At 32.6% G+C, this 24,085-nt stretch carries 23 protein-coding genes; 11 read left to right on the top strand and 12 right to left on the bottom strand.

The window, feature by feature from the left end:
• Positions 1-87 precede the first annotated feature (87 nt).
• The 3 genes from MXE27_RS01940 to hdrA all read left to right on the top strand — a co-directional run bounded on the left by MXE27_RS01940 (position 88) and on the right by hdrA (position 4,117).
• Complete coding sequence (locus MXE27_RS01940; RefSeq protein ID WP_248610715.1) at positions 88-672, top strand: 4Fe-4S dicluster domain-containing protein; 585 nt, start codon at positions 88-90, stop codon at positions 670-672.
• A 103-nt stretch (positions 673-775) separates the two neighbouring features.
• Positions 776-1,708, top strand: a complete 933-nt coding sequence (gene hdrB, locus MXE27_RS01935; RefSeq protein ID WP_248610714.1) for a ferredoxin:CoB-CoM heterodisulfide reductase subunit HdrB — start codon at positions 776-778, stop codon at positions 1,706-1,708.
• A 33-nt stretch (positions 1,709-1,741) separates the two neighbouring features.
• Positions 1,742-4,117: a ferredoxin:CoB-CoM heterodisulfide reductase subunit HdrA gene (gene hdrA / locus MXE27_RS01930; RefSeq protein ID WP_248610713.1), complete on the top strand. Its 2,376-nt coding sequence runs from the start codon at positions 1,742-1,744 to the stop codon at positions 4,115-4,117.
• A 172-nt stretch (positions 4,118-4,289) separates the two neighbouring features.
• On the opposite strand, the gene MXE27_RS01925 is transcribed toward hdrA, so the two are convergent.
• Together MXE27_RS01925 and nudC are read right to left on the bottom strand one after the other, a co-directional pair.
• Positions 4,290-4,718: a hypothetical protein gene (locus MXE27_RS01925; protein WP_248610712.1), complete on the bottom strand. Its 429-nt coding sequence runs from the start codon at positions 4,716-4,718 to the stop codon at positions 4,290-4,292.
• A 58-nt stretch (positions 4,719-4,776) separates the two neighbouring features.
• Positions 4,777-5,607: an NAD(+) diphosphatase gene (gene nudC / locus MXE27_RS01920; protein WP_248610711.1), complete on the bottom strand. Its 831-nt coding sequence runs from the start codon at positions 5,605-5,607 to the stop codon at positions 4,777-4,779.
• 93 nt (positions 5,608-5,700) lie between these two features.
• On the opposite strand from nudC, the gene MXE27_RS01915 reads away from it, so the two are divergent.
• Positions 5,701-6,174: a hypothetical protein gene (locus tag MXE27_RS01915; RefSeq protein WP_425438252.1), complete on the top strand. Its 474-nt coding sequence runs from the start codon at positions 5,701-5,703 to the stop codon at positions 6,172-6,174.
• A gap of 29 nt (positions 6,175-6,203) precedes the next feature.
• Here the strand turns inward: MXE27_RS01915 and MXE27_RS01910 are convergent, their stop codons facing one another.
• The 3 genes from MXE27_RS01910 to MXE27_RS01900 form a co-directional block, all read right to left on the bottom strand.
• Positions 6,204-7,388 (bottom strand): M24 family metallopeptidase, encoded by a 1,185-nt coding sequence (locus MXE27_RS01910; protein ID WP_248610709.1) that lies wholly within the window; start codon positions 7,386-7,388, stop codon positions 6,204-6,206.
• Entirely contained in the window at positions 7,381-7,677 is a 297-nt protein-coding gene (locus tag MXE27_RS01905) for a 2TM domain-containing protein (protein ID WP_248610708.1), read from the bottom strand. The genes MXE27_RS01910 and MXE27_RS01905 overlap by 8 nt, the downstream gene beginning before the upstream one ends.
• A 152-nt stretch (positions 7,678-7,829) precedes the next feature.
• Positions 7,830-8,252: a hypothetical protein gene (locus MXE27_RS01900; RefSeq protein WP_248610707.1), complete on the bottom strand. Its 423-nt coding sequence runs from the start codon at positions 8,250-8,252 to the stop codon at positions 7,830-7,832.
• Positions 8,253-8,665: 413 nt separating this feature from the next.
• Between MXE27_RS01900 and MXE27_RS01895 the strand changes: the two genes are divergently transcribed.
• Both MXE27_RS01895 and MXE27_RS01890 read left to right on the top strand, forming a co-directional pair.
• Positions 8,666-9,781, top strand: a complete 1,116-nt coding sequence (locus MXE27_RS01895) for a DUF362 domain-containing protein (RefSeq protein WP_248610706.1) — start codon at positions 8,666-8,668, stop codon at positions 9,779-9,781.
• A 114-nt stretch (positions 9,782-9,895) separates the two neighbouring features.
• Complete coding sequence (locus MXE27_RS01890; protein WP_248610705.1) at positions 9,896-10,576, top strand: hypothetical protein; 681 nt, start codon at positions 9,896-9,898, stop codon at positions 10,574-10,576.
• A gap of 41 nt (positions 10,577-10,617) precedes the next feature.
• On the opposite strand, the gene MXE27_RS01885 is transcribed toward MXE27_RS01890, so the two are convergent.
• The 6 genes from MXE27_RS01885 to MXE27_RS01860 all read right to left on the bottom strand — a co-directional run bounded on the left by MXE27_RS01885 (position 10,618) and on the right by MXE27_RS01860 (position 18,286).
• Positions 10,618-11,442, bottom strand: a complete 825-nt coding sequence (locus MXE27_RS01885) for a transglutaminase-like domain-containing protein (protein ID WP_248610704.1) — start codon at positions 11,440-11,442, stop codon at positions 10,618-10,620.
• Between the two features lie 582 nt (positions 11,443-12,024).
• Positions 12,025-13,254, bottom strand: coding sequence for a hemolysin family protein (locus tag MXE27_RS01880; RefSeq protein ID WP_248610703.1), 1,230 nt, complete (start codon positions 13,252-13,254; stop codon positions 12,025-12,027).
• Positions 13,255-13,332: 78 nt separating this feature from the next.
• Positions 13,333-14,145 (bottom strand): DUF368 domain-containing protein, encoded by an 813-nt coding sequence (locus MXE27_RS01875; protein WP_248610801.1) that lies wholly within the window; start codon positions 14,143-14,145, stop codon positions 13,333-13,335.
• Positions 14,146-14,332: 187 nt separating this feature from the next.
• Positions 14,333-15,865: a SulP family inorganic anion transporter gene (locus tag MXE27_RS01870; protein WP_248610702.1), complete on the bottom strand. Its 1,533-nt coding sequence runs from the start codon at positions 15,863-15,865 to the stop codon at positions 14,333-14,335.
• Positions 15,866-16,082: 217 nt separating this feature from the next.
• Positions 16,083-17,426, bottom strand: coding sequence for an RNase J family beta-CASP ribonuclease (locus MXE27_RS01865; RefSeq protein ID WP_248610701.1), 1,344 nt, complete (start codon positions 17,424-17,426; stop codon positions 16,083-16,085).
• Positions 17,427-17,872: 446 nt separating this feature from the next.
• Positions 17,873-18,286: a winged helix-turn-helix transcriptional regulator gene (locus tag MXE27_RS01860; RefSeq protein ID WP_248610700.1), complete on the bottom strand. Its 414-nt coding sequence runs from the start codon at positions 18,284-18,286 to the stop codon at positions 17,873-17,875.
• Positions 18,287-18,516: 230 nt separating this feature from the next.
• Here MXE27_RS01860 and MXE27_RS01855 point away from each other — a divergent pair, with 230 nt between their 5' ends.
• The 4 genes from MXE27_RS01855 (at position 18,517) to MXE27_RS01840 (ending at position 22,524) form a co-directional block, all read left to right on the top strand.
• Positions 18,517-19,074, top strand: coding sequence for a flavodoxin family protein (locus MXE27_RS01855; protein ID WP_248610699.1), 558 nt, complete (start codon positions 18,517-18,519; stop codon positions 19,072-19,074).
• A gap of 270 nt (positions 19,075-19,344) precedes the next feature.
• Entirely contained in the window at positions 19,345-21,333 is a 1,989-nt protein-coding gene (locus tag MXE27_RS01850) for a sensor histidine kinase (RefSeq protein ID WP_248610698.1), read from the top strand.
• 94 nt (positions 21,334-21,427) lie between these two features.
• On the top strand, positions 21,428-21,886 hold the full coding sequence (locus MXE27_RS01845; protein ID WP_248610697.1) for a DUF2124 domain-containing protein: 459 nt from the start codon (positions 21,428-21,430) through the stop codon (positions 21,884-21,886).
• Positions 21,887-21,942: 56 nt separating this feature from the next.
• Positions 21,943-22,524, top strand: coding sequence for a hypothetical protein (locus tag MXE27_RS01840; protein ID WP_248610696.1), 582 nt, complete (start codon positions 21,943-21,945; stop codon positions 22,522-22,524).
• A 1-nt stretch (position 22,525) separates the two neighbouring features.
• Here the strand turns inward: MXE27_RS01840 and MXE27_RS01835 are convergent, their stop codons facing one another.
• The gene (locus MXE27_RS01835; protein WP_248610695.1) at positions 22,526-23,464 is read right to left on the bottom strand and encodes a 4Fe-4S ferredoxin; all 939 of its coding nucleotides are present in this window, start codon (positions 23,462-23,464) and stop codon (positions 22,526-22,528) included.
• A 198-nt stretch (positions 23,465-23,662) separates the two neighbouring features.
• On the opposite strand from MXE27_RS01835, the gene MXE27_RS01830 reads away from it, so the two are divergent.
• Positions 23,663-24,046 (top strand): nuclear transport factor 2 family protein, encoded by a 384-nt coding sequence (locus MXE27_RS01830; protein WP_248610694.1) that lies wholly within the window; start codon positions 23,663-23,665, stop codon positions 24,044-24,046.
• Positions 24,047-24,085 lie beyond the last annotated feature (39 nt).

Below are 24,085 nucleotides of genomic sequence, written 5' to 3'. Positions count from 1 at the left end.
AAAAATATATATGTTAAAAAGGATATCATTATTGACCTAATAAAATAATTTATTTTTCCCTCGTCACAATTGGAGAGGTTAAAAAGGATGATAAAAAAAGAGATGGAAAAAAGTTCCAAAGAGATGGTCGAAGAGATTAAAACTGATTTCAGAGCCTCTGCGGATTTGGGAATTAAACGCTGCATGCAGTGTGGTCTGTGCACTTCAAACTGTCCGGCTGCAAGACACAGTGATTATGACCCCCGTGAAATCGTAAAAAAAGTATTGGATAATAATTGGGAAATACTTGACAGCCCGGATCTATGGAATTGTTTTTACTGTTACACTTGTCAATGTAACTGCCCCGTGAATAATAGTCCATGTCAAATTAATCAAATTTTAAGACAGAAAATTTTACTCAAAAATGAAAATAAACATAGGATGTGTGAATTTTCATCTTATGGATATAGTTATCTTGATTTTGGTGTGGGTGCTATGCCTAAATCTTTTTTTGATGGCATGGTAAAGGATTATGGGAAAAAATACTTGGATCTCAAAGTAAATCTAGAGGATATTCGCCAAGATCTAGATTTAGATGATTATAATCTTAAGGGAAAATCCCTAAAAGAGGTTCAAGATATTCTCCAAGAATCTGGTTTTAAAAAGAGATTAAAAACTTTTAAAGAACAGTGAAAATCCAAATATCTCTGTTTTTATGAAATAGAATAATAATTACTATTTAATTTTCAAAAGATTAATTCAAGAATATTATTTATTAAAAAAATGGCAAGATAAGATGAAAACAATTCCCCTTAAAAATATTTTACTATTCAAAAGTTGTTTAGTTAATGTGGAATATCCTGGAGTAGAATCATCCACTAAATTTTTATTTGATAATATAGGAGTAGAGTACAGAATTGATCCTGATCAATCTTGCTGTACTGGTTTAGGATATTACTATGATTTATTTGATCAGGTTTCAACTACTGCATTAGCAGCCCGTAACTTTGCCTTAGCCCGTAGTACATCTCATGAAAATATTGTTACATTATGTTCTACCTGCTATGCCATACTGAAAAAAAGTATAAACTTACTTAATTTTAATGAAGAAGCTCGAAACGAAATTAATGATATATTGGAGCGTGCTGGTTTATCGCACATGAAATATCATCCTGGAGATTTAAATAGTGAAGAAAATGTTTTTCATATGGTGGAAGTTTTATATTCCAAAGTTGATGAGCTTGCTGAAAAAGTCAAGAAAGATTTTTCTAATATTAGAATAGCCAGCCATCATGCCTGTCATTATTGTAAAGTTTATCCAGATCATGCTGTCACGGATTCCAGGAACCCCATGGTTTTAGATGAAATAGCGTCTAAATTAGGGGCGGAAGTGGTGGATTGGTATGACTTTAAAAAAGCAACTTGTGGTGCAGGATTCAGTCAAAAATTTGTCAACCGGGATTTATCTATGGCTGCTACGGCTGATAAACTTTTATCTCTAGAAGGTGAAGCTGATGTGTTACTTCATATGTGTCCTAATTGTCAAATGCAGCTTGATCGATGCCAGCCTGTTTTAGAAAAAGAGCTGGGTAAAAAGTTTAATCTGGTTCATTTAAGTGTAGCCCAAATGGCAGCATTGGGTATGGGGGCGGATCCCTACAAAGTAGCAGGTATTCAAACTCATAGTGTGCCTGTGGAAGGTCTTTTAGATAAAATAAAAGATATTTAATAATTATTAACAAACTCAATTGATCTGATCATCATGAATAATACGGAGTCAAGAAAACTGAAAAATACTCATCATCCAGATAATTTTTCACCTAATCGCAGTTTTAATAAAAAATCTGGTGAAAGGGTAGGTGTATTCATATGCCGCTGTGGTGGAAATATATCCCACAATGTTGATATAGATGAACTAAAATCCAGTATTAAATCTAATTTTGTGGAAGATTATGAAAATTTATGCTCTCTTAATTGTCGCAGGCACATAAGGGAAGAAATCATTGAACAAAATCTTGACCGGGTGGTTATAGCGGCTTGCTCTCCTTTGACTCATTTGAAAACTTTTCAAAATTACGCTGACCCATTAAATCCTGCCATGGTGGAGATGGTGAATTTAAGGGAACAATGTTCGTGGGTTCATTCAGATAAGCAGAAAGCTACTCAAAAAGCAATAGGTTTAACTCAAGCTGGAGTGGAAAAAGTAAAAAATGCTCAAGCCTTAAAAAAGATTATCAGCCGAACCGAAAAAAGTGCCGCTATATTTGGGGGAGGCATATCAGGTATCACTGCAGCCCTTTCTCTGGCCAATCAAGGGGTTAAAGTTACTATCATTGAAAAAAACCCTTCTATCGGGGGTAACATGGTCAAAATAGGGAAAGTTTTCTCTCCAGAAAAACTGGCTGAGGAGTGTTCTCTGTGTATTCTCAACCCTATAATCAACGATGTGGTTAACCATAATAATATTAAGATAATGACTAAAACCAATCTCTTAAGGGCTGGAAGGCGATCCACTTATTTTAACTTAGTTTTAGAAAAGAAAACCAGTTTTATTAATGAGGATAAATGTATTGCTTGTGGAAATTGTGTGGATGTTTGCCCTGTGGAAGTTCCTGATGAATGGAATCAGGGAATGACCAACCGTAAAGCTATTTATAAACCATTTGCTCAATCCGTGCCTGATGCTTATACTATTGATGTAGAGAACTGTAAAAAATGCGGAAAATGTGTGAAAGAATGCAATATGGGTGCCATAGATTTATCACTCAAGAGTGAAGTGATACCCTTAAAGGCAGGTAGTGTTATAATTGCCACAGGCCATGAACATTTTGATCTTAATAAAAGACCAGAATATGGTTATGGGCGTTTTGATGATGTTATATCCCAGATGGATCTGGCAAGATTACTTGGTGTAAATGGTCCAACAATGGGTGAGCTTCAAAAATTATCTGATGGTACTGTTCCCAAAAGAGTGGTCATGCTTCAATGCACTGGATCCAGGGATGAAAAAACTGGGGGTAAAAGATACTGCTCAAAAGTATGCTGTATGGTTGCTCTAAAACATGCCAGTATTATAAGAGAAAAGTTTCCGGATACTGAGGTTGTGATATGTTATGTTGATCTTCGTACACCCGGGATGTATGAAAATTACCTTAGATATGTCCAGGATAAAGGCTTAAAATTAATAAGAGGTCGACCAGGTGAAGTCACCCGCAAAAATGGACAGTTAATTGTAAGGGTTGAAGATACTTTAGAGCGCAAACCACTGGAGATTGAAACAGATATGGTAGTGCTTTCTGAAGCTATAGAACCATCAGATGGAACAATTAAACTTGCCAAGAGATTCAATGTAGGAATGAGTCAGGATCTGTTCGTCAAAGAAAAACATGCAAAAATAAAACCAGTTAACACTGATGTGGAACGAATATTTGTCTGTGGTACTGCTCAAGGCCCTAAAGATATATCTGAAAGTGTAGCTCAGGCTAATGCTGCTGCTGCTAAAGTTTCAGAACAGATCAAATGCGGAACGGAAGCTGAACCTCCGGTAGCTATTATTCGCACGTCTCGGTGTAAACGTTGTGGTAACTGTAAGGAGATATGCGGATTTAAAGCTGTTTATCAGGACGAAGAATACATGTCAATTGATCCCATGGCCTGCCGTGGGTGTGGTGCATGCGTTGGTGTTTGCAGTGAAAATGCAATAGAAATGATTGGATTAAATGACAATGAATTATATTCCCAAATAAAAGGATTGCTTAGTGATAAAAAAGAGGGTGAAATAAGAATCCTTGCATTTCTGGATAATGTAGGATATACTGCAGCCGACACCATTGGAAATAATCGCTTGAGTTATCCAGAGGCTATTCGTATTATTAGAATACCTTCTATTAACCGTATTATGCCGGAACACTTACTTTTTGCCTATGAAAATGGTGCAGATGGTATATTGATGGCAGAATATCCTGATGAATGCATGTTAGAAGCCCATAAAGCCAAAATGAAAGAATTATCTGATTTTGTTGATAATAAAGGAATTGCTCCAGATAGATTAAGATTCTATAAGGCTTATGCCCCTCACTATAGGGGATTGGCTCAACAATTTGAGAATTTCTTTAAAGATCTTGTTAACCAAAAATAACGCTCTTTAAAAAAGTAATTAAAGATTTTTAATAGTTCTTTCTATTCTATGTAGGGCTTCTTCTAAAATAAGTCGAGGGCAAACTATAGGGATAAGTTCCAGGGATGCTCAATAATTTTAACTTCAGGAATTTATAATTAAATTGTTTATAGTATATTCCAAAATAAATAGATTATTTTGGAGGCATCACTTCAAACAATAATTCACTAAATTCATTTAATAATTCTTTAGGGAATTTCAAACCAACACAGATAATTAAAACTCCTGTTCCAATATAATTGTCCTCTTGATTAGGGTCAATCATCAGTTCTTCATCAAAAACAAGGTTAACTTTAGATTTTTCTTGAAGAAAATCCCATAGTGTTTCTTTTTTACTATCATATCCTTTAACAGCAATATTATTACGGAGAGTTAACTGTAAAAACTTTTCCCAATCAGCATATTCGCAAAATTCAATCCATACTGAACCTTTATAATCTATACAGGAATTACAGGTTTCAATTTCCCAGCGAAAGAAGTTTCGTATAATATCTTCCATTCCCTGATCAACTGAAATAAAAAAATCATCATTAATTTTAAGATCTACTTGTTTATGGCCCATATTATTCCTCCAATATTATATTTTTTTAAATTAAAAGATGAGAATTTTCATCTTTACCCTAATCTTGATTATTCTCACAAAACCAATCAATAAGTTCGCTGGCAATACTTATTTTTGAAGGCATATCCGGAATTTCTTTTTTAGTAAACCAGCGAGCATGTTCTATTTCTTTACCATCCACCTCAATATCACCACTTTCATATTCTGCAGTAAAACCAATCATTAGTGAATGGGGAAATGGCCAGGGCTGGCTACCAAAATATTCAATATTTTTAACTTTTAATCCAACTTCTTCTAGAATTTCTCTTTGTACAGCTTCTTCTAAAGTTTCTCCTGCTTCTACAAAACCTGCAATCAACCCATATCTATTTTTATACCCGTAACTATGCTGGGCCATAAGTAATTTTCCTTCATAGACTATGGCAGTTATAACTGCAGGAGAAAGCCTCGTGAAATTGGTAAAACCACACTCAGGGCAGTGTTTTGCCATTTCATGGTCTAAAGTCACGGTTTTTGCCCCGCATTTTCCACAGAAACTGTGGTTTTTATCCCAATTAATAATCTGAATAGCCCTACCTGCTAAAAGAAATAAATCTTCGTCTAAAATAGAATATAAAGACCTCAAATCTTTAAAATCCAGGTTGTTCAGGCTTGTATCATTTTCCACCTCTACTGTATAACAGGGGTGTTTTTTTAAAGTGCCCAGGTAAATCTTTCTCAAAGGGGTGAGATTCAGCTCTTTCAAATCTCTTACAAAAGGAATGCTGCTACTTACAGTATTTATTAACAAGTTACTTGAATGGAATATGAACCAGTAGGCCTTATCATCATCTTCATAATTTGGCTTATTTTCAGGAAGGTAATGTTTATAAATGGTTTCTCTGGACATGGCTTATAGATTGAATAGTACGTTATAAATAATTATTTGTTTAATGAGGTTGATAATAAGGATAATAAATTATATATTGATTTCACAGGTGAGGTGGTAAAGTTGACTGAAGAATCCAAAGAGGCAAATAAAAAGGAAAGTAAGATAAATAAGTTTTTAAAAGATAAAAAAGCTAAAAAATTAGAATATATAGTAGCAATAATAGTGAATATCATCTTTTTATATATTGTAAACAATCTGGTAAACTGGAACATATCATTTATAAGCGATTCATTTACAAGTGTGCTTTGGATATTCAATATATCCATAATAGCCAATATACTGGTTAATATACTGTTTTTAATCTACTTTAAAGATTGGATTAAAGCTATTTCTCAGATAATTTTAAATATACTGGGCATCCTGGTAGTTTATTTCCTTTATACAATATTCCCCTTCACAGTCAGTGCATGGATTGCATATGCGATAAAAATTGCATTTATCATTGCTGTAATAGCTATGATTATAGCAACATTTGTAGAAGCCATCCGGTTGATTTTGAAGTATATTGTGAAAATAGAATCATAAAGGGGAATTTATAAGAAAAATAATTTTTTTTATAATATGGGAATTAAACCCGGGTCATCTCCGGTTATGCATTCACCGCCTTTGGGAGTCACAATAAAAGTGTTTTCAATCCCAACCATCCCTATACCTTTGATTCCTTTTTTAGGTTCAACTGCAAAAACCATACCCTTTTCTAGAGGCTCGTTGAATCCATGAGCAAGTACAGGTAATTCATCAATTAAAAGTCCTATGCCATGCCCTAGGAATTTAACTGTGCGCTTGCCAAAACCCATGAAGTTTTCTAGAAATTCATCATCCAGACTGCCCATAATAGAGTCATAAATCTCAGAAGGGATTGCCCCGGGTTTTAACATTTCAGCAATCTGATTCTGAACATCCACACATTTATAGTGGGCCTCAACAGCATGGTCTGGTAATTTTTCAGCGAACATATAAGTGGTGCTTTTGTCTGTATGGTATCCATCAACCCCGGATCCAATGTCAATATAAACCAGGTCTCCTTTTTTTAATTTATTTTCACGACTTCCAATCAATGGTACAGCTGGACTTAAGCCGTAATTTCCACTAGCACCATCAAAATAGGTAGGGTAAATCGAACTTTCTCCAAAACAAACATGGCCCAGTACCATTTCAGTATCAAACATTCCAAAACGTGCCACACCATGGTGACCCTCTTTCATCATCACTGAAAAAAGTTCGCTGGCCAGATCTGCTTCACTAATACCCTCTTTTAGAATTTCAGGCACCAAATCTTCCAGAACATGGGCATGGATTTTTCCAGATTCGCGCATCAAAGAGAGTTCATATTCACTTTTAATGGATCTAACAGTGGATATATCTCGATCTACGGATTTAACATTTTTAAATGGGAATTGTCTTGAAAAACGATGGTAAAGAGCTAAAGGAACCACTTCTGTTTCTAAGTAAACAGTTTCTGGTAATTCATCGTATTTCGCATCACGAAAACTTTTCATGGGATTAATATTATCAAATAATGATTCATCCACGGCCCTTTCATAACTTCTTCTAACCCAGAAAGTGGCTTCACCATTCTGGGGTATGATAAGCATTCCGTCCTGCATGGTCCCGGTAAAATAGTACTGGTTTATTTTACTGAATATTACTACCATTTCCCACTGGCTGTGATGAAAATCCATGTGTTTTTTAAATCTTCTTAATCTGCTTTTAAGTTCACTGGATGGTACTTTATTCATTATCAGAACTCCTCTTCAGTTCAATTTCCGTCTTTAATGATAATTTTTTCAGTTTACTATCAATTAGAATGAATGATGAAACATAATTCCAGATTACCCCAATACCCCAGAATATTATAGGGAAAATTACCCACACAAACTGTGGAGTTAACATAATATTGATAATGGCTGAAATAGTATTTATGGATAAATAGATAGTTAAATGCAAATAAAAACTTCGGGCACGGTCTTTTTTAGCTACTTCATGGTAAACTTTTTTATAGTCTTCTAGAGTTATGTTTTCAGGCATTTTCTCACCAGCTAGAGGATAAATTTCATTTGATTAAAATGGTATTTTGAATATAAAAACTAATAAAATTTTTTAATATTACTTTGAGTGATATGTTACTCAAAAATTTCCCATAATCCTTAAAAAATAGAAAAAAGAGAAAATGATGTAATTTATCCCAGATTTTTAAGCATTTGTGGTCTGAATTTGTACCAATAATATTTTCTGGTGCTTAATTTAGTTTTTTTGTAAGTTACAGTCGTTCCAGGACCTAACTCACTATCTGTGTAGTCAATAATTTTTATCCTGTTTTTTGAAACTTTTCTTAGAGTTATAATTTCATGCCAGCTTACTAAATATTTGCCATTAATTTTCACATAAAATGTCTGGTACACCTTTCGAGTGTTGCTGGTGACTTTATATGTCTTCCAAGTCATTTTCATGTTTCCGCTTTGACCACTCCAGAAATACTTGGTTCCATGGTCTACTTTAATGCCTTTTGATGTTGCAGCAGATGCCGGCTCAACAAACTGAATAGATGCACAGAACATGAATAAAACAGCTAGTGCAACAATAGCAGTAATTTTCTTTACCAAAATATCACCCCTTATTGTATTTACAACTATTCTGTATTTTTTGATAAATAAAAATACTGTTTTAATTTTTTTTAATCAAAGATCACATTCCCTTTATTAAACTCAAAATCAGTTTTTCAAATATTAGAATTTATTATCCCTATTTTAACCTAATTTAAAAGATTTATGGTGTAATTTGGGTATAAATATGTGGAGATTCTGGAATATTTATTTAAATATTCTTACTTAATTTTAGTATGTGAGTTTGACCCGGCTTTTTTTTACCTGATCAAGCCACGCGCATTCTAATAGAAAATGTTGTAAATAAATTCCAAGAACAAGATCCATATCATCCAGTTACTCAGCTGATTAAATAATGAATAACTTGGAAATCTAAACAATTGGAGAAAAAAAACGATTTAGAGGTGTAATAAATGGCTGTTGTATCAGTTAAAAAAACGTGTCCTGAAATGGTGGTAGCGGACTATCATGAAATTTTGAAAAGCGCAGGTTATAAGAATCAGATTTCTCCCAAGAATAAAACTATTTTAAAGCTAAATCTTTCATGGACATTGTTTTTCCCGGCCTGTTCTACACCACCATGGCAATTAGATGGAGTTTTAAAAACCCTAAAAGACGCGAATTATCAAGATATTCTAGCAGTAGAAAATAAAAAAGGAATAAACCATCCCTGGAAAGGAGCATATCTTAATAAATGGCTCCCTATATTAGAAAAGCATGGTACTTTATTTGAACCACTTGAGAGTGTAAAATGGGTTGAATATCAGCCCAAATCTGAAATGATGGTTCTGGATAAAGTCATGGTCCCTGAAATCTTTTTGGATAGTAATGTGATTCATTTTCCTACCATGAAGACCCACGGTCACACTACCATTACCGGGGCCATGAGAAATGTGTGGGGAGGGATAATTGCATCTCAAGATATGGATTCTCCTGAAAAAATACATGAAGTTTTGGTAGACCTTTTAGCTATTCAACAGGAGCTTCACTCAGGGGTCATGGCTGTCATGGATGGTGGTGTTTGTGGCAACGGTTCTGGTCCCAGAGCAATGGTTCCCAGTATTGGAAATATAATTATGGCCAGTAGTGACCAGGTAGCTATTGATGCAGTAGCTGCAAAAATCATGGGCTTCGACCCACTTTCTATAGACTATATTAAAATGGCCCATGATAATGGATTAGGAATAGGGGATGTAGATGAGATAGAAATTGTGGGGATGGATAAATCAGAGTTAAATGAATTGAACTTTAATTTTAAGGCAACCCTGAGCCCAGTAATTAGCTGGGATCAGAGGATCCGTAAGCAAACATCCACTGTAAAGTGGCTTAATAATTTCTTATTTAATTCATCAATTTATAAAGCACTTAAATTTGCATCAGATTTTTACTACGATCATTTATGGTATCCTTTTTTAGGAACCGAAAGATTAAAAATGTTTCATAAGACCAAATGGGGAGAACTATTCCGCAAATATGAATACGGTAGTTTTTCTCAGTTCAAGGAAGTTGAGGATTGGGATCCTTATTAATCCATTAGAATAGGTATTCATGCGAATTAACCTAAATTTTATAATTAGATGGAGTATTTTTATAATGAAAATGGCACAGACTGGAATGAAAGTTGTTTGTGAGGTATTTTAATCATGGGGACGGTAAAGAAAAAAACAAATTTTTCAGGAATATCCAAAAATAAGGTCATGACCGTTATCTTGATTTTTTGTATTTCTATAAATTGTATAAATTTTTTAAGTTCATTTAATTCAAACCAAAACAGTGGTCATGAAATAAAAATTAGTAAAATCACAATTTCTCAAGAAATCACGTATCTAATTGATATAGGATTTGGTTATAATTATGCTGTTGTAAATGCTCAGAATCTCCTGAATCGATTGACTATACAAAATATTCTGAATGCAGCACATAATAATCCAAAAAAATCTTTACTTGTAATAAAGGATACTGATCAAGATACTATGGGATTCAACTGGAAAAGTGCTACCTACTTCTTACCAGAATATGATATTTACTATCTCTTTGATGAAGAAAACACTGACCTAGAAAACATGGCCTATGCATGGCATACCCATGATGGAGGATATAGTGTTTCAGCATCTAAAAAAATGAAAATTAATGTTAATTGTGAGGTTAATAAGATAATCTGGGTAATGGATGGTGAATCAGATTTTTTCAGTGAAGTTAAAAATCAGCTTAATTTAAATGAAATATCTCTCCATAAAGGGATGAATATCTATTATTCAAATATTGGTCAAAAAGATATGGATGCTAAAATAGGTAAATTCATATTTCAAAAGAGTCAAGAATGACTTTATTTATTTAAAAAAAATAAATTAAGATAGTTACTCATCTAAAATGGTAAAGATGCGTATCTATTCTTTATTATAACAGTGGAAGTATCCCAATTTTTTATTACATTAAAGGAATTTCTTGAACTACTTGCATCTGCTTTATACCAGGTGCCGTTTACATAAACCTCTGCCCAAACGTGTCCATAGGTGCTTCCACTTGAAAACTTGCAGGTTCCATGAACATATCTTGCAGGTATTCCACTTGTCCTTAAAAGGCCGATTAAAATGTGACTGGTATCAACACAGTTTCCTGTCTTTTTATTTAAGGTTCCAAGAGCACCATATTTGGTGTTGTAATAAAAAGAATAACCTATGTTATCCCGTACCCAGTTAAAAATAGCTACTGCCTTGTCGTAGGTGTTATTTTTATTGCTGGTGATTGAAACAGCCCTTGAACTTATTACGCTATTGTTTACTTGACAATTAGTTGTAGCCTTTAAATAGCTGTTTAAAGCACTGATGTTACTGTTACTTGAGTTATTCACGATTGTATTATTAGATTTAGTAGTATTAGTAGCATTAGTATTATTAACTATACTGGGGGTAGTAGAATCGTTTGTCACTTTTTTATAAGTCACAACCCACTTATATTTCCATTTATAAGCCCATTTGTACTTTGTTCTGTATTTCCACTTACCTTTTGATTTATACCAGTATTTATATGATTGTTTATATCTTTGTTTATACCATACTTTTTTGTATACTTTAACATACTTGGTAGTGGCAGCTTCTATTTGCACAGACTCTGTGCTTGATTTAGAAAAGCTGTTAAGTTCCTGATTTATTTCACTATTTTTAACAATACCTGATCCATTGTAATTCATTATTTCCTGATAAACAGGTGAAATACAAAATGTGAGCGATACAAATATTGCAAATAGTATTGCAAATCCTGACTGTCGCTTAATTATACCTCCTCCATGCCAGTGCGACTATTACCTTAGAATTATTAAAAAATACTGATAATAATCCTAATTTTAGAATTAATGCCGCAATCATCTCAGTATAGTTTAGGGAAGTTTATAAATATTGTGTTTTCAATCTCCAAAAAAGCCGTGTTTTTTCCTTATTAAATAGGTTAAGAGATTCTTAAAGTCTATTTCAAATCAATAAAAATAAGAAAAATCAAATATTTTGTCTTTTAACTAATTAGTATAACTTGATAATATTTAATGCTTATTTTTTTCCTTATATATTGCTAATCGATGCCTTAAAAATTATAATTTATTAAGATATAATGAGGATTATCTTCTATTAATTAATTATAAGAAAAAATATTTTTGGTTTTAATTGGTTAGCTTATTGCAAATTTTGAGACTACGAGGTGTATTCTATTCTAAAAATTTTACCAGAATCTTATCAATATGATGCCCATCCATATCTAAAATTTCAAATTCAAGGTTTTTTCATTGGAATTTTTCCCCTTCTATGGGTACTTTACCGGTGTAATTCATTATGAATCCACTTATTGTATTAAAATTCCCTTCTTCTTCACCTTCAAGCTTTTCAATATTTAATATTTCTTTAAATTCTTCTGCTGAAAGATAACCATCTACTAACCATGATCCACTTTCTCTTAGAATAGCCTTAGGTTCATTAGGTTCATCAAAAGCAGGTATGTCCCCTACTAATGCTTCCAATATATCATTTAGTGTAATTAATCCTTCAATGCTCCCATATTCATCTACAACCATGATCATATGGACCGGGTTAATATTTTTTTTGAAGAGATTTAAAACATCTAGAATAGGCAAAGTTTCAGGTATGACTAAAGGATTTTTTAGATTTTTTTCAATATTAAATTTATCTTCTTCTAAAATTGATTCTAAAATTTCTTTGGATTGAACTACCCCTAAAAAATTATTTAAACCATTTTTTCCTACAGGAAAAATTGCTCTTTTACTCTCAATTATTTGATTTCTAATTTTATCTGAAGGATCATCTAAATCCAACCAGATAATCTCTGTTTTTGGTGTCATTAAAGTTCCAACTTTCTGTTGGTCTAGTCTAAAAACCCTTTTGATGATATCTTCTTCTTCTTTTTCGACTGTTCCAGATTCAATTCCTTCTTCAATTAAAAGTTTTATTTCCTCTTCAGTTACTTTACCCTCTTTTTCTTGATTTAGTCCAAGTACACGTAATAAAGAATCTGTTGAAAAACTTAAAATAGAAACAATTGGCTTTGTAATTTTTGATAATAGTTGCATAGGGCGGGCAATTTTAACTGAAATATTTTCTGGATTGTTAAGCCCGATTCTTTTTGGTACTAGTTCTCCTACCACAAGTGAAAAATAGGTTATTATTAAAACTATAATGGCGATACTTAATGATTCACTATATGGTGCTAATAGACTGACATTGCTTAAATAGGAATTTAAATAAACTGCTATTGTGGCTCCACCAAAAGCACCAGCTAAAATTCCAATAAGTGTAATTCCAATTTGAACTGCTGAAAGAAATTCATTCGGTGATTTTAGTAAATCAATAACAATTTTTGCACCTTTATTCTCTTTTTGTGCCATTTTTCGGAGCTTTATTTTTCTAGAAGATACTATGGCTATTTCAGACATTGCCAGAATACCATTCAATAAAATTAATAAAAATATCGCGAAAATTTCTAAGAATATATTGTTCATTTTATCCTCGTAAACATATCTTTTAATTAATTATTAACCTATAGTCCACTAGTTTACATTTAGTTGTTGATGAAATATTCAATAATCAATGTATCTGAATTTTCTCTCTAATACCAGGACTATTGCAAATGCCACCACTCCTAATAAAACTGCAATAATTATAGATCCGGTATCTATCACAGAAATCTTTTGATAAGGAAGTCTCAAGGTACCTAACATTAAACCAACCAGAAATGACATGGTGATGTGTTCGTGGTTTTTTAGTAAATAATCCAGTATCCTTGAAAATGAGATAATGCCTATAAATGCTCCAATCATGAAGGTTATAACCTCGGTTATGGAAAAATTATTAAGGGCATTAATCATGTATTCATATTGATTAATAAGAACTAAAATGAATGCTCCTGATATTCCCGGGAGTATCATGGCACAGATAGCTAACATGCCTGAGAAGAAGATTATGGGTAGGGTGTGGTTTGTTTGAATGGGATTTAAGGCTACGAAAATAAAGGCAAAGGCAAACCCAATTATTCCAAAACTGAAATTTTTTAAAGAGAAACCATCAATTTCGGAGTAAACAATATATGCTGATGCCAATATTAAACCAGAAAAGAAGGCATAGGTATAAGCCACGTAATTGGTAAGTAAAAAACTCATTACGCGAGACATAGTTAATATAGCCAATCCTATTCCTAACCCCAATGGAATAAATAATTCAAAATCAACTTCTTCTTTTAAAACAGCCCATGATTCATGAATTCGGCCTTTAAAAAGAGGTTTAATAAATCCAAAATTTATTTTACTAATGGAATGAACTAAACGTTCGTATATTCCAGTTATAAGTGCAATGGTTCCTCCAGAAACCCCGGGCATTATATCAGCAGTACCCATAAACAGGCCTCTTAGAAAAATAGTTAGAAAATTTTTGAGTTTGTGGTTACGAATATTCATTAATTGTCTCCAGATTTGGGGATATAATATAAATCATTAAAATCATTTTTTATAATTAATCAATCCTTAAGTTATATTTCATATGGGCAATAATAAGTATCAATCTATTATTATATTTTTTTAATTATCATTCCAACTGATCATCAGCTATTTTATAATGTGGATCTTCCCAATGGTTAACATCAATAATTTCAGAAGCATTGTCTAAAAGCATTCTGCAGTCTTCACTTAAATGTTTCAGATGAATTTTTTTCCCACATTTAGCATATTTGCCGGTGATGTGATTCAAGGCCTCAATTGCAGAATGATCCCTTACAGTGGATTTGCTGAAATCAATTATAACTTCGTTTGGATCATTTTTATAATCAAAAATTTCTTTAAATGAAGTGATTGAACCAAAAAATAGGGGTCCGACCATTTCATAATGCTTCACATTATTTTCATCAACAGATGTGTGTGCATGTATTCTAAGGGCACTTTCCCATGCAAATGCTAATGCTGATATAATAACTCCAATAATAACCGCCAAAGCCAGATTGTGAAAGATAACCGTCACTGCAGCCACAATAATCATCACTATAACATCGGTCTTTGGAACTTTTTTTATTATCCTGAAAGATGCCCATTCAAATGTACCTATAGCCACCATGAACATAACCCCCACCAGTGCAGCCATGGGTATTTGTTCCACCAGAGATGCACCAGCCAGCACAATAACCAACAATCCTATTGCTGCTACCGCTCCAGATATCCTATTTCTACCGCCGGAATTAACATTTATAATACTTTGACCAATCATAGCACATCCGCCCATTCCTCCAAAGAAACCACAAACCGTATTAGCAATACCCTGGGCAAAACTTTCCTTATTTACCTTCCCTCTAGTATCAGTCATCTCATCAATGACATTAAGGGTCAATAAACTTTCAATTAACCCTACCATTGCCATTATAATGGCGTAAGGTAAAATGATTCCTAGGGTTTCTAAGTTTAGGGGCACCATAGGTATGTGGAATAAAGGTAACCCCCCTGAAATCGATGCCATGTCTCCTACCGTCTTTGTGGGAATATTTAATCCAATAGTAATTGCTGAAACGGCTAATATTGCAGCTAAAGATGAAGGGATTATTTTGCTTATTTTAGGTAAGAAATGGATAATTGCCATTGATAATCCTACGAAAGCTAACATTATCCATAATGCAGACCCAGTAATCCAGTCACCATTAAGTGTTTGAAACTGAGTTAACTGTGAGGTGAAAATGATGATGGCCAGTCCATTTAAAAATCCAAACATAACTGCTTGTGGGACCAGCCGAATAAACTTTCCAAGTTTTAAAAGTCCAATAACTATCTGGATAAGGCCCATTAAAATTACTGCTGCAAAAAGATATTCTACTCCATGTTGCACCACTAGAGCCACTACTACCACAGCTACGGCACCGGTTGCGCCGGATATCATTCCGGGTCTACCACCAATTAAAGAAACGATGAGTCCGATAATAAATGCAGAATATAGTCCTACTAATGGATTCAAATGAGCAATAATGGAAAAAGCAATGGCTTCTGGAATAAGAGCCAGGGCTACGGTAGTTCCTGATAAAATTTCAGTTTTTGTATTTAAATTATTTACTTTACTTTTTATTACATTCACATAAGACATATTACTGATCAATCCTTTAGAATATTTGAAGGAAATACATGAAAACTTCATTTTAAGTTTATAGTTTTAATTTCAATTTAAATGGGTAAATTCCTTTGATTGACCTCATTTAAATAGATAATCTTATATTCAAATTAAATTCCAAAATAAGTATTTTAAGGGATTTAATAATCAATAATCCCCAAATAATGTTCAATTTATATTATGGCAGACTTTATTAATCATTAAATACCTGTGCCTGCCCATTACGTAATATGTGGATGTTTTTACCCATTCTGTAACCTTCTTCTTCAGCTATTTCTGCATATGCTGTGAGCATATCCAGGTTTCCATGTGATGGAATTATGTTTTCCGGTGTAAGCATTCTCAAGAAATCCCTATGATCTTCCCGGCCGGCGTGTCCTGAAACATGGGCATTGGTATAGATTCTAGCACCCTTACTTTTCAAACGTTGTTCTAAAAGGTTACGGTTAGCTTTGTTTAAAGGGTTGGGAATTATAGGGGCTGAAAAGATTATATTATCTCCTGGTTGAACAATGAAACTTGTTTTATCATTGGCAATTCTAGGAAGCAGAGCATCTGGCTCTCCCTGGTGTCCCGTAGTTAAAAGCACATATTCTGATCTTTTATCATCTGCTTTACTCAATGCTTTATTAATAGCTTTAGGGCTGCCATAGATACTGGTGTTTTTAGGAAGATCGAGTATGCCTATTTTTTCAGCTATACTGCAGTATCTTTCCATGGAACGACCTAGTAACAACATTTTACGATCACTTTTTGAAACAATATCGCATATGGCTTGTATCCTCTCAATATGTGAAGCAAAAGTTGTGATTATTATCCCCTGATTTTCTTTCATGGGTCCTTCCATTATATCTTGCAGAACTATTCTGGCTACTTTTTCAGAATGTGTTTTTGCTTGATCTTCTTCTGCTGCACGAGTAGCGTCTACAATAAGCGCCAGGACTCCTTTTTCTCCAAGTTCTCTGAAACGCTGGTAATCCGGAGGGGGAGATAATTTCTGATGATTATCAAATTTAAAATCATTAGAATAAATTACAATACCCTCTTTTGTGTGCAGGGCAGGGGTGACTGCTTGGGGTATACTATGGGTTGTATGTACAAATTCCAGTGTTATTTCGGGAGATATCTGACATTTCTCACCAGCATTTAATATTTGGAGTGTATTGTTAAACTTGAATTTACGTTCACTTTTAATGGTCCTTTCTATAAGGGCCATAGTATAAGGCGTTGCTATTATAGGTGCCTCATATCGGTGTGCCAGTTTGGCAACTGCACCAATGTGGTCAAGATGACCATGAGTAAAAATTATGGCTTTAACTTTACCATTAACTTCTTTCATCAGCGTATCATCTGGTATAACTCCTCTTTCTATGAGGTCTAAACTGTGCATTTTATCTATATCTGTATCTTCGTGTATGTGGAGCCGATCAAGGTGGATTCCCATATCGAAGATTATTACTTCTTCGCCAATTTTAACAGCAGACATGTTTTTTCCTACTTCTTCATATCCACCAATGGCTATTACTTCAACACTCATTCTTTCTCTCCTGAGTTCATTTTGAATTATTTAGAACTATATTCTAGAATCATTTATTTATAGTTCTTTTTGATTATCATGATTCATTATCAATCAATTTACAAATATATTGATTTAAATCATCTATTTTTAAATTATATTTGATATAATGTATTTTTTAAATTTTTGACTATATGTGTATATTATTTTGTCTTTTAGATTAAAAAAAGTTTTAAAATTATTATCATAATTAGTTAATTAAAATATTTAAAATTACAGGTATTAATTGAAGTTTCAATCAATTAAAAAAATGTAATTAATCTATAAAATACTAAAACTCATATAATCTCCTGAAATTATAAAAAGAATAGTTCAATGTGTTATAGTTCTAATTTAGTGGTAGTCCATATATAAATTTATGGTAAATTTTTCATAAGAGGGGTATGATTATACTTGATTTGATAAATTTATTCTATATCAATATCTAAAATTTCCCTAAACTCTTTTTTTCTCTCCATTCTCGCAGATTCATCTAAATATTCTTCATTATCATTACAATCGATAGTGAAAACTGCCAGTTCATAAATTACTTTGTTCAATGACTTACCTCTTTCTGTTAAATAATATTCTGTAACTGTTGGGGTGTCACTTATAATTCTTTTTTTTATAATACCCTTACTTTCTAGATGTTTTAAACAATCTGAAAGAACCTTGTTACTTAATTTTGGTTTGTCTTCTTTGAACTGACTAAAACGAGTTTTTCCAAAGAACATATCTCTTATAATTTCAATACTCCACTTCTTACTAAGATATTCCATGGCCTTGTTAACGGGACATAAACTCATATCACATTTATCATTTGAAGATATTTCACGACCCATATTCATTATCTCCTGGTTACATTATGGTTACTTGGTCACTAAAAAGTTACAAAATCTACTTAAATGACTCTAAATAGAAAATGGAATGGAATCTAGAAATTTAATCCATTAAAATTGATTATATGGAATTCTCTTATAACAAGTATAAAAATTTTGTTCAAGAGGATATATTTTCCGAAAAATTGAATAATTAAAAATTTAGTTTGAGTTTTAGATAAGGGAGTACAAAAATGAAAGTAATAGGACTTGTAGGAAGCCCCAGGCAAAACAGTAACACAGAAGCAATGGTTGAACAAATATTAAATAGAGCATCTCAATCTGGTGTTGAAACTAAAATATATAATTTAAGTAAAATGGATATAGCTCCATGTAAAGCATGTCAGTATTGTAAATCAAATGAGGGTAAATGTGCTACTGATGATGATATGCAGATTTTATATAAAGAACTAAAGGAAGCAGATGCTTTTGTATTAGGTTCGCCTGTGTATATGTGGCAAATGACGTCTCAGGCGAAATTGTTCACAGATCGACTTTACGCATTTTACCTGGCTGATTTTGAGAAGAAATACGGGAAAAAAGACATAGTACTGGCTTTTACCCAGGGCAATCCGGATGAAAATATGTTTGCACAATATTTTAAGTACACCGCAGATATGTTTGAATTTTTAGGTTATAATGTAGTTGATTCTATTTTATCTACAGAAAATGCCTTGCCTGCTGAGGTAAAAGAGAAAAAAGAGGTCATGGATAAAGCATTGGAAATAGGAAGTAAACTTGCTTTAAACTAAATATCTTTAAAGCATTATTATCTTGAAATAATTTGGTTGTTTTCACATCTCAATTATATTAAAATTTTTTATTTTGCCTACACTGAATGAATTTAATATTAAGTAAAAATTTATTAGCTAGATTTAATCAAACCTACTCATAAATATTAAATAATTATATAATATTTTCTAATTTTCCTAAAAAAGTTTTAAACACCTAATTAGGGTAGTGTTATCATAGAGAAACTAAATATAACCTTTAAAGATTTTTTTAAAATTGCAGTTTCTTTTTTGGTAATTTATATCATAATACTAATCACCCTAATCAATAATGATTCTATTAGAAGCAATTTCAGCAATTCAATTTTACCATTAGCTAATGTTGCAGTATTAGTTTTAATTTATTTTGCAGCCATTAAATCAAAAGAATACAATAAAAGTGCAAAAAAAGCATGGTGGCTTCTTTTCACATCCCAGATTGTTCTATTCGTGCTGGATTTTCTTTGGGCTGTTTGGAATATTGGATTTGGAATTTCTTTAGATTTCATAACCACCATTATTTTATTCATGACCCATGTAATATTCTTATCCGCAGCACTTGTGGCTTTTCCTCACCCTCAAATCCCTAAACTCCAACAGATGAGGCGGATTGCAGATATTGGGATTGTAATGTGTATTTTGTTCATTGCATTATGGACTCTCATTGTAGATAGAATTGTTAGATTTGGAATGACAGATATCATTACCGTAGTATGTACTGTAATTTTTGTACTTATTGAATTTGCTTTATGTTACAGCATAATAGGAGTATTCCTTAGAAATGCAGGCCAGATAAAAAATAGACCAATATCATTTCTACTAATATCCGCCACATTGCAAGCCGTTTCCACCGCAATATTTGCTTACTTCATTGTTCAGGGAAATTATACAGCTGGGGGAATTCCAGATATTTTAATGTTGAGCAGTTATATGTTCATAGGGGCTGCTGCAGTTTTACAGATCACTCAAAATCAACCAAAAATCATCCACGATTGTTCTAATAAAGCATGGTATATGAACCTAAGTTTTAATCACCACATACCCTTGTTTTTCGGTATTTTAGCATATATAATGCTTTTATTAATTTATTTGTATAATCAACGTATTTTTTTAAGCATGTTAATGGCAGCCGGGGCTGCAATTGGATTGGTTGTTATGAGGCAGTTTTTACAGATGGAAGAAATAAAAAGAGCCCATCATACCGCTGAAAAAAATCGCCTAATTGCTGAGGAAAATGAGATGAAATTTAAGGCCATAATTGAAAATTCAATTGATGCCATAGTAATCACCAATGAAAATAATAAAATCGCCCAATGGAACACCGGTGCAGAGCGAATTTATGGTTATACTGCAGAAGAAGCTATTAACCAGGATATAGAATTTATAATACCTCCTCAGTTAGTCCAATTTTATAAAAATGAATTGTCCCAGAAGATTTCAGATGAAAGCTTTAAAAATCAGATCCATGAAACCTTAGGCCTTCGAAAAGATGGTAAAGAAATTCCTTTAGAAGAATCAGTTACGCAATGGCAAGGAAAGAGTGGCCCTGTTTTTGCAGCGATTATTAGGGATGTTTCAGAACGTAAAACATCTGAAGAGGCGTTGAAAAAGTCATTAGATGAGAAAAATATTCTTCTCATGGAAATTCACCACAGGGTGAAAAACCATCTTCAAATAATTTCCAGCTTAATAACCCTTCTTTCCTTCACTATAGATGATGATAAAACAAAAAACACGCTTTTGGAGATTCAAAACCGAATCCAAACTATCGCTTTAATCCATGAACTATTATACCAATCCAAAAACCTGTCTAAAGTAAATATGAAACATTATATTGAGAATATAATTAAGAACTTAACCTTAACTTATAAAAATATCGGTCAAAAAATAGATCTTTCCCTGGATATTGAGGATGTTTATTTAAATATGGAAACAGCCACACCATGTGGGTTAATAATAAATGAAATCGTAACTAACTCTTTTAAATATGCATTTCCTCGTGGAAGAGCTGGTAAAATATCTATTACTTTTAAAAAACTGCCCGATGATTATTTATTAACTCTATCTGATAATGGGGTGGGGTTGGCTAAAGAGATAAGTTTTGAAAATAAAAAAACACTGGGCCTCAGGTTAATAAATAATTTGGTAAAACAGGTTGGTGGAGAAATAGAGTTAGATAGATCGCAGGGAACAAAATTTAAGATAATATTTAAAGAAGCAGATTATGGTAAAAGAGTTTAAATCAGATAAGGTAACTAAATCATTGCCTCTTTATTGAATCGTTATCCTAATAAAATTTATATTACTATAGCTACAAATCTTAAATGGGATTTTTATGCAAAAAATAAGTGAATTTAAAGGTTTAAATGGAAATATCATAGCTTTCAAAGATGAAGTAGCTGATGCAGAAAAAATAACTTTTATAGGGGTCCCGGGTGTTTGTACCCCATTTGCCGAGCTCTTTGCCTATGCTGTACGCGATAAAAAGTCTTGTTTTATAACATTAACAGATATTAGTAGTGCTCGCTTATTAGAAATGACTCCACAGGGAATGCAACTAACCGGGCCTGCAGATCCTCATGCTGATGTGGTGGCTCTTTTAGGGGGATTATCCATGCCCAAAGCCAATGTAGATGTTAACGAGTTAAAATCATTAATTGATCAGGTTCTAAAGGATAATGGTAAATTAATTGGATTGTGTTATATGGATATGTTCAAAGAAGCGGGATGGGACGAATTAATTGATTTTGATTGCATAATCAATGGAACACTGCTTGGTCATGTATATAAATAATATTAATAATTCCTTTGTAGATAGTAAATTTTAAGTGATTGATGGTGGGGCTATTTATGAAAAATTTAAAATTAAGAGAATACGATAAATTAATTGCCTTGATATTTGCTCTTTTCACTATAATTTTTTTACTTTTAATGATATTTAGCTCTGAGTTTTTCAGTTGGGCTTTTCAAAGACATCAAAACATTTTAAGTTGGTATATAAGACCTTTGTTTTTAATACCATTCTGTTATTTTGCATATAAACGGAGTTGGGCTGGTATTTCAGCCACAATATTCTTCCTTTTAACCAGTATGTTCTACTTTCCAGAAGTTGAAGTAGCCAACCCACAATCTTTGCAATTTCTGCAAATGGAAATGGATTATTTAACTGGTGGCTGGACTTTATCTAAAATATTAATCGCATTAATGGTTCCAGTATCATTCATAGCCCTTGGAGCGGCTTTCTGGAAGCGAAATTTACTTTTTGGGATAATGGTTATTGTTTTAATGGCATTACTAAAAATAATTTGGAGTGTGGCATTTGGTGGAGAATCGGGAACTTCAATAATTATTCCAGCGTTAGTGGGCCTTACTATCTGTGTGGCCCTGATCTATTATGGATTTAAAAGAATGGAAACTAAAAAAGAGAAGTAGTTTATTTTGATTCCACATCCACCAATCTTTCAACATGTGCCAATGATTCTTCAAAAGCATCATCTTTTATTTTAATATTTATAGCGCCTTGAATGCAAGATTCTACACACCGTCCACAACAGCGGCATATGTCTTGATTTATCTCAGCTTTCCCATTTTTAATTTTAACAGCATCTAAAAAACACCTGTCTTTAGCACATTTTCCACAACCAACGCATAGATCTGGATTAAATAATAATTCAGCCCCAATCATAGGGGTGAAACTTTTTCTAATCTCTTTTGGAAGATCAGGGGTCATTTTCCATAGACAACAGCAGGGGCAACATGCACAAATTGATAAAAGTTCTTCTTTAGGGCCAGTATTTAACCACACACTGTCGATTTTATTTCTACCAATAATATGATTTAAACCCGCTTTTTGACAGGTGTTAATATATTCCAGAGCTTCTTCTTTAGAAACTAATTTCCCCAGATTAGTAGAAACTCTTGTTGCTCCTTTTCCTAAAAATAAACATCCTAATTCTTTAGGATAGTCTTCACAATCATTAGAAACCCTACAAATACACGAATCCATAATGAAGTGATATTTGGATTTTTTAATCATTTCTTTTAATATTTCACTGGGAAGAATAATATCTTCTCGAGAAAAAGGGATTTTTTCATTAATTTCAACTTCTTTAGTTACTAAAGAATCAACGGATTTCAAGTTGATATTTTGTGAATTTAATTTTATAGGATCAGAAAGAGTGATAAAAATTTTTGACGATGAAGATTTAAGACTTTCATCTCGGGGAAGTACCATTATATCATCCCCTTCAAAAAATAGTTTTTCCACTATTTTTGCAAGGAGGGGTATTTTATTACAGGTTCTAGCCAATAAAAAACGGCTTTTGAATGTTAATTTAATTATCCTCACATTTATATCCGCAAATTTCATCATAGTATTCACTTTACATAATCCAAATTACTTATTTTAATTGATTAAAATTGACTTATAAATTATATTGATTTGTTTATAAATTTACCATGAGCTTTAATTAATTATTATCCCATTTTTCGCAAAAATCAATTTTCTTTTCCAAAAACTTTTATTGATTAAGTTAATTAATTAATTTCTAAAGAGAATTTGAGGCATAACATGGAAAATAATGAAATGAAAAGTATTGTAGAATCATATTTTAAGGCTTATAACGATTTTCAAGTGGATAAAATGGTTTCTTATCTCCACGATAATGTGGAATTTAGAAATGTATCTCAGGGACATGTTACATTGTCTTTAAGTGGGAAAAAATCATTCACTAACCAAGCAAACCATGCAGTGGATTTATTTGAAAAAAGAGAAATCACACTCAAAGAAATCACATTTGAAGATGAGGTTATGGATGTAAAACTTAATTTTATGGGTATTTTAGCGGTAGATATACCAGAAGGTCCGTCAAAAGGGGAAAAAGTAGAGATGGATGGTAGATCTATATTAAAATTTAAGGATGAAAAAATAATATACATTGAGGATATTAGTTAAATAGTCATCTTTCAATTTTTTGCAAACCATTCAAACCTT

It is taken from the genome of Methanobacterium alcaliphilum (assembly GCF_023227715.1).
GTDB lineage: Archaea > Methanobacteriota > Methanobacteria > Methanobacteriales > Methanobacteriaceae > Methanobacterium_E > Methanobacterium_E alcaliphilum.
This window is presented reverse-complemented; position numbering and strand designations above follow the sequence as displayed.

Excerpts from the sequence above, each read along its gene's own strand:
- MXE27_RS01870 (WP_248610702.1), bottom strand. The coding sequence starts at position 15,865 with ATGTCTTATGTGAATGTAATAAAAAGTAAAGTAAATAATTTAAATACA.
- MXE27_RS01940 (WP_248610715.1), top strand. The coding sequence starts at position 88 with ATGATAAAAAAAGAGATGGAAAAAAGTTCCAAAGAGATGGTCGAAGAG.
- MXE27_RS01890 (WP_248610705.1), top strand. The coding sequence starts at position 9,896 with ATGGGGACGGTAAAGAAAAAAACAAATTTTTCAGGAATATCCAAAAAT.
- MXE27_RS01925 (WP_248610712.1), bottom strand. The coding sequence starts at position 4,718 with ATGGGCCATAAACAAGTAGATCTTAAAATTAATGATGATTTTTTTATT.
- MXE27_RS01905 (WP_248610708.1), bottom strand. The coding sequence starts at position 7,677 with ATGCCTGAAAACATAACTCTAGAAGACTATAAAAAAGTTTACCATGAA.
- nudC (WP_248610711.1), bottom strand. The coding sequence starts at position 5,607 with ATGTCCAGAGAAACCATTTATAAACATTACCTTCCTGAAAATAAGCCA.
- MXE27_RS01875 (WP_248610801.1), bottom strand. The coding sequence starts at position 14,145 with ATGGGTACTGCTGATATAATGCCCGGGGTTTCTGGAGGAACCATTGCA.
- MXE27_RS01830 (WP_248610694.1), top strand. The coding sequence starts at position 23,663 with ATGGAAAATAATGAAATGAAAAGTATTGTAGAATCATATTTTAAGGCT.
- MXE27_RS01840 (WP_248610696.1), top strand. The coding sequence starts at position 21,943 with ATGAAAAATTTAAAATTAAGAGAATACGATAAATTAATTGCCTTGATA.
- hdrA (WP_248610713.1), top strand. The coding sequence starts at position 1,742 with ATGAATAATACGGAGTCAAGAAAACTGAAAAATACTCATCATCCAGAT.
- MXE27_RS01895 (WP_248610706.1), top strand. The coding sequence starts at position 8,666 with ATGGCTGTTGTATCAGTTAAAAAAACGTGTCCTGAAATGGTGGTAGCG.
- MXE27_RS01860 (WP_248610700.1), bottom strand. The coding sequence starts at position 18,286 with ATGGGTCGTGAAATATCTTCAAATGATAAATGTGATATGAGTTTATGT.
- hdrB (WP_248610714.1), top strand. The coding sequence starts at position 776 with ATGAAAACAATTCCCCTTAAAAATATTTTACTATTCAAAAGTTGTTTA.
- MXE27_RS01885 (WP_248610704.1), bottom strand. The coding sequence starts at position 11,442 with ATGAATTACAATGGATCAGGTATTGTTAAAAATAGTGAAATAAATCAG.
- MXE27_RS01855 (WP_248610699.1), top strand. The coding sequence starts at position 18,517 with ATGAAAGTAATAGGACTTGTAGGAAGCCCCAGGCAAAACAGTAACACA.
- MXE27_RS01845 (WP_248610697.1), top strand. The coding sequence starts at position 21,428 with ATGCAAAAAATAAGTGAATTTAAAGGTTTAAATGGAAATATCATAGCT.
- MXE27_RS01910 (WP_248610709.1), bottom strand. The coding sequence starts at position 7,388 with ATGAATAAAGTACCATCCAGTGAACTTAAAAGCAGATTAAGAAGATTT.
- MXE27_RS01880 (WP_248610703.1), bottom strand. The coding sequence starts at position 13,254 with ATGAACAATATATTCTTAGAAATTTTCGCGATATTTTTATTAATTTTA.
- MXE27_RS01865 (WP_248610701.1), bottom strand. The coding sequence starts at position 17,426 with ATGAGTGTTGAAGTAATAGCCATTGGTGGATATGAAGAAGTAGGAAAA.
- MXE27_RS01835 (WP_248610695.1), bottom strand. The coding sequence starts at position 23,464 with ATGATGAAATTTGCGGATATAAATGTGAGGATAATTAAATTAACATTC.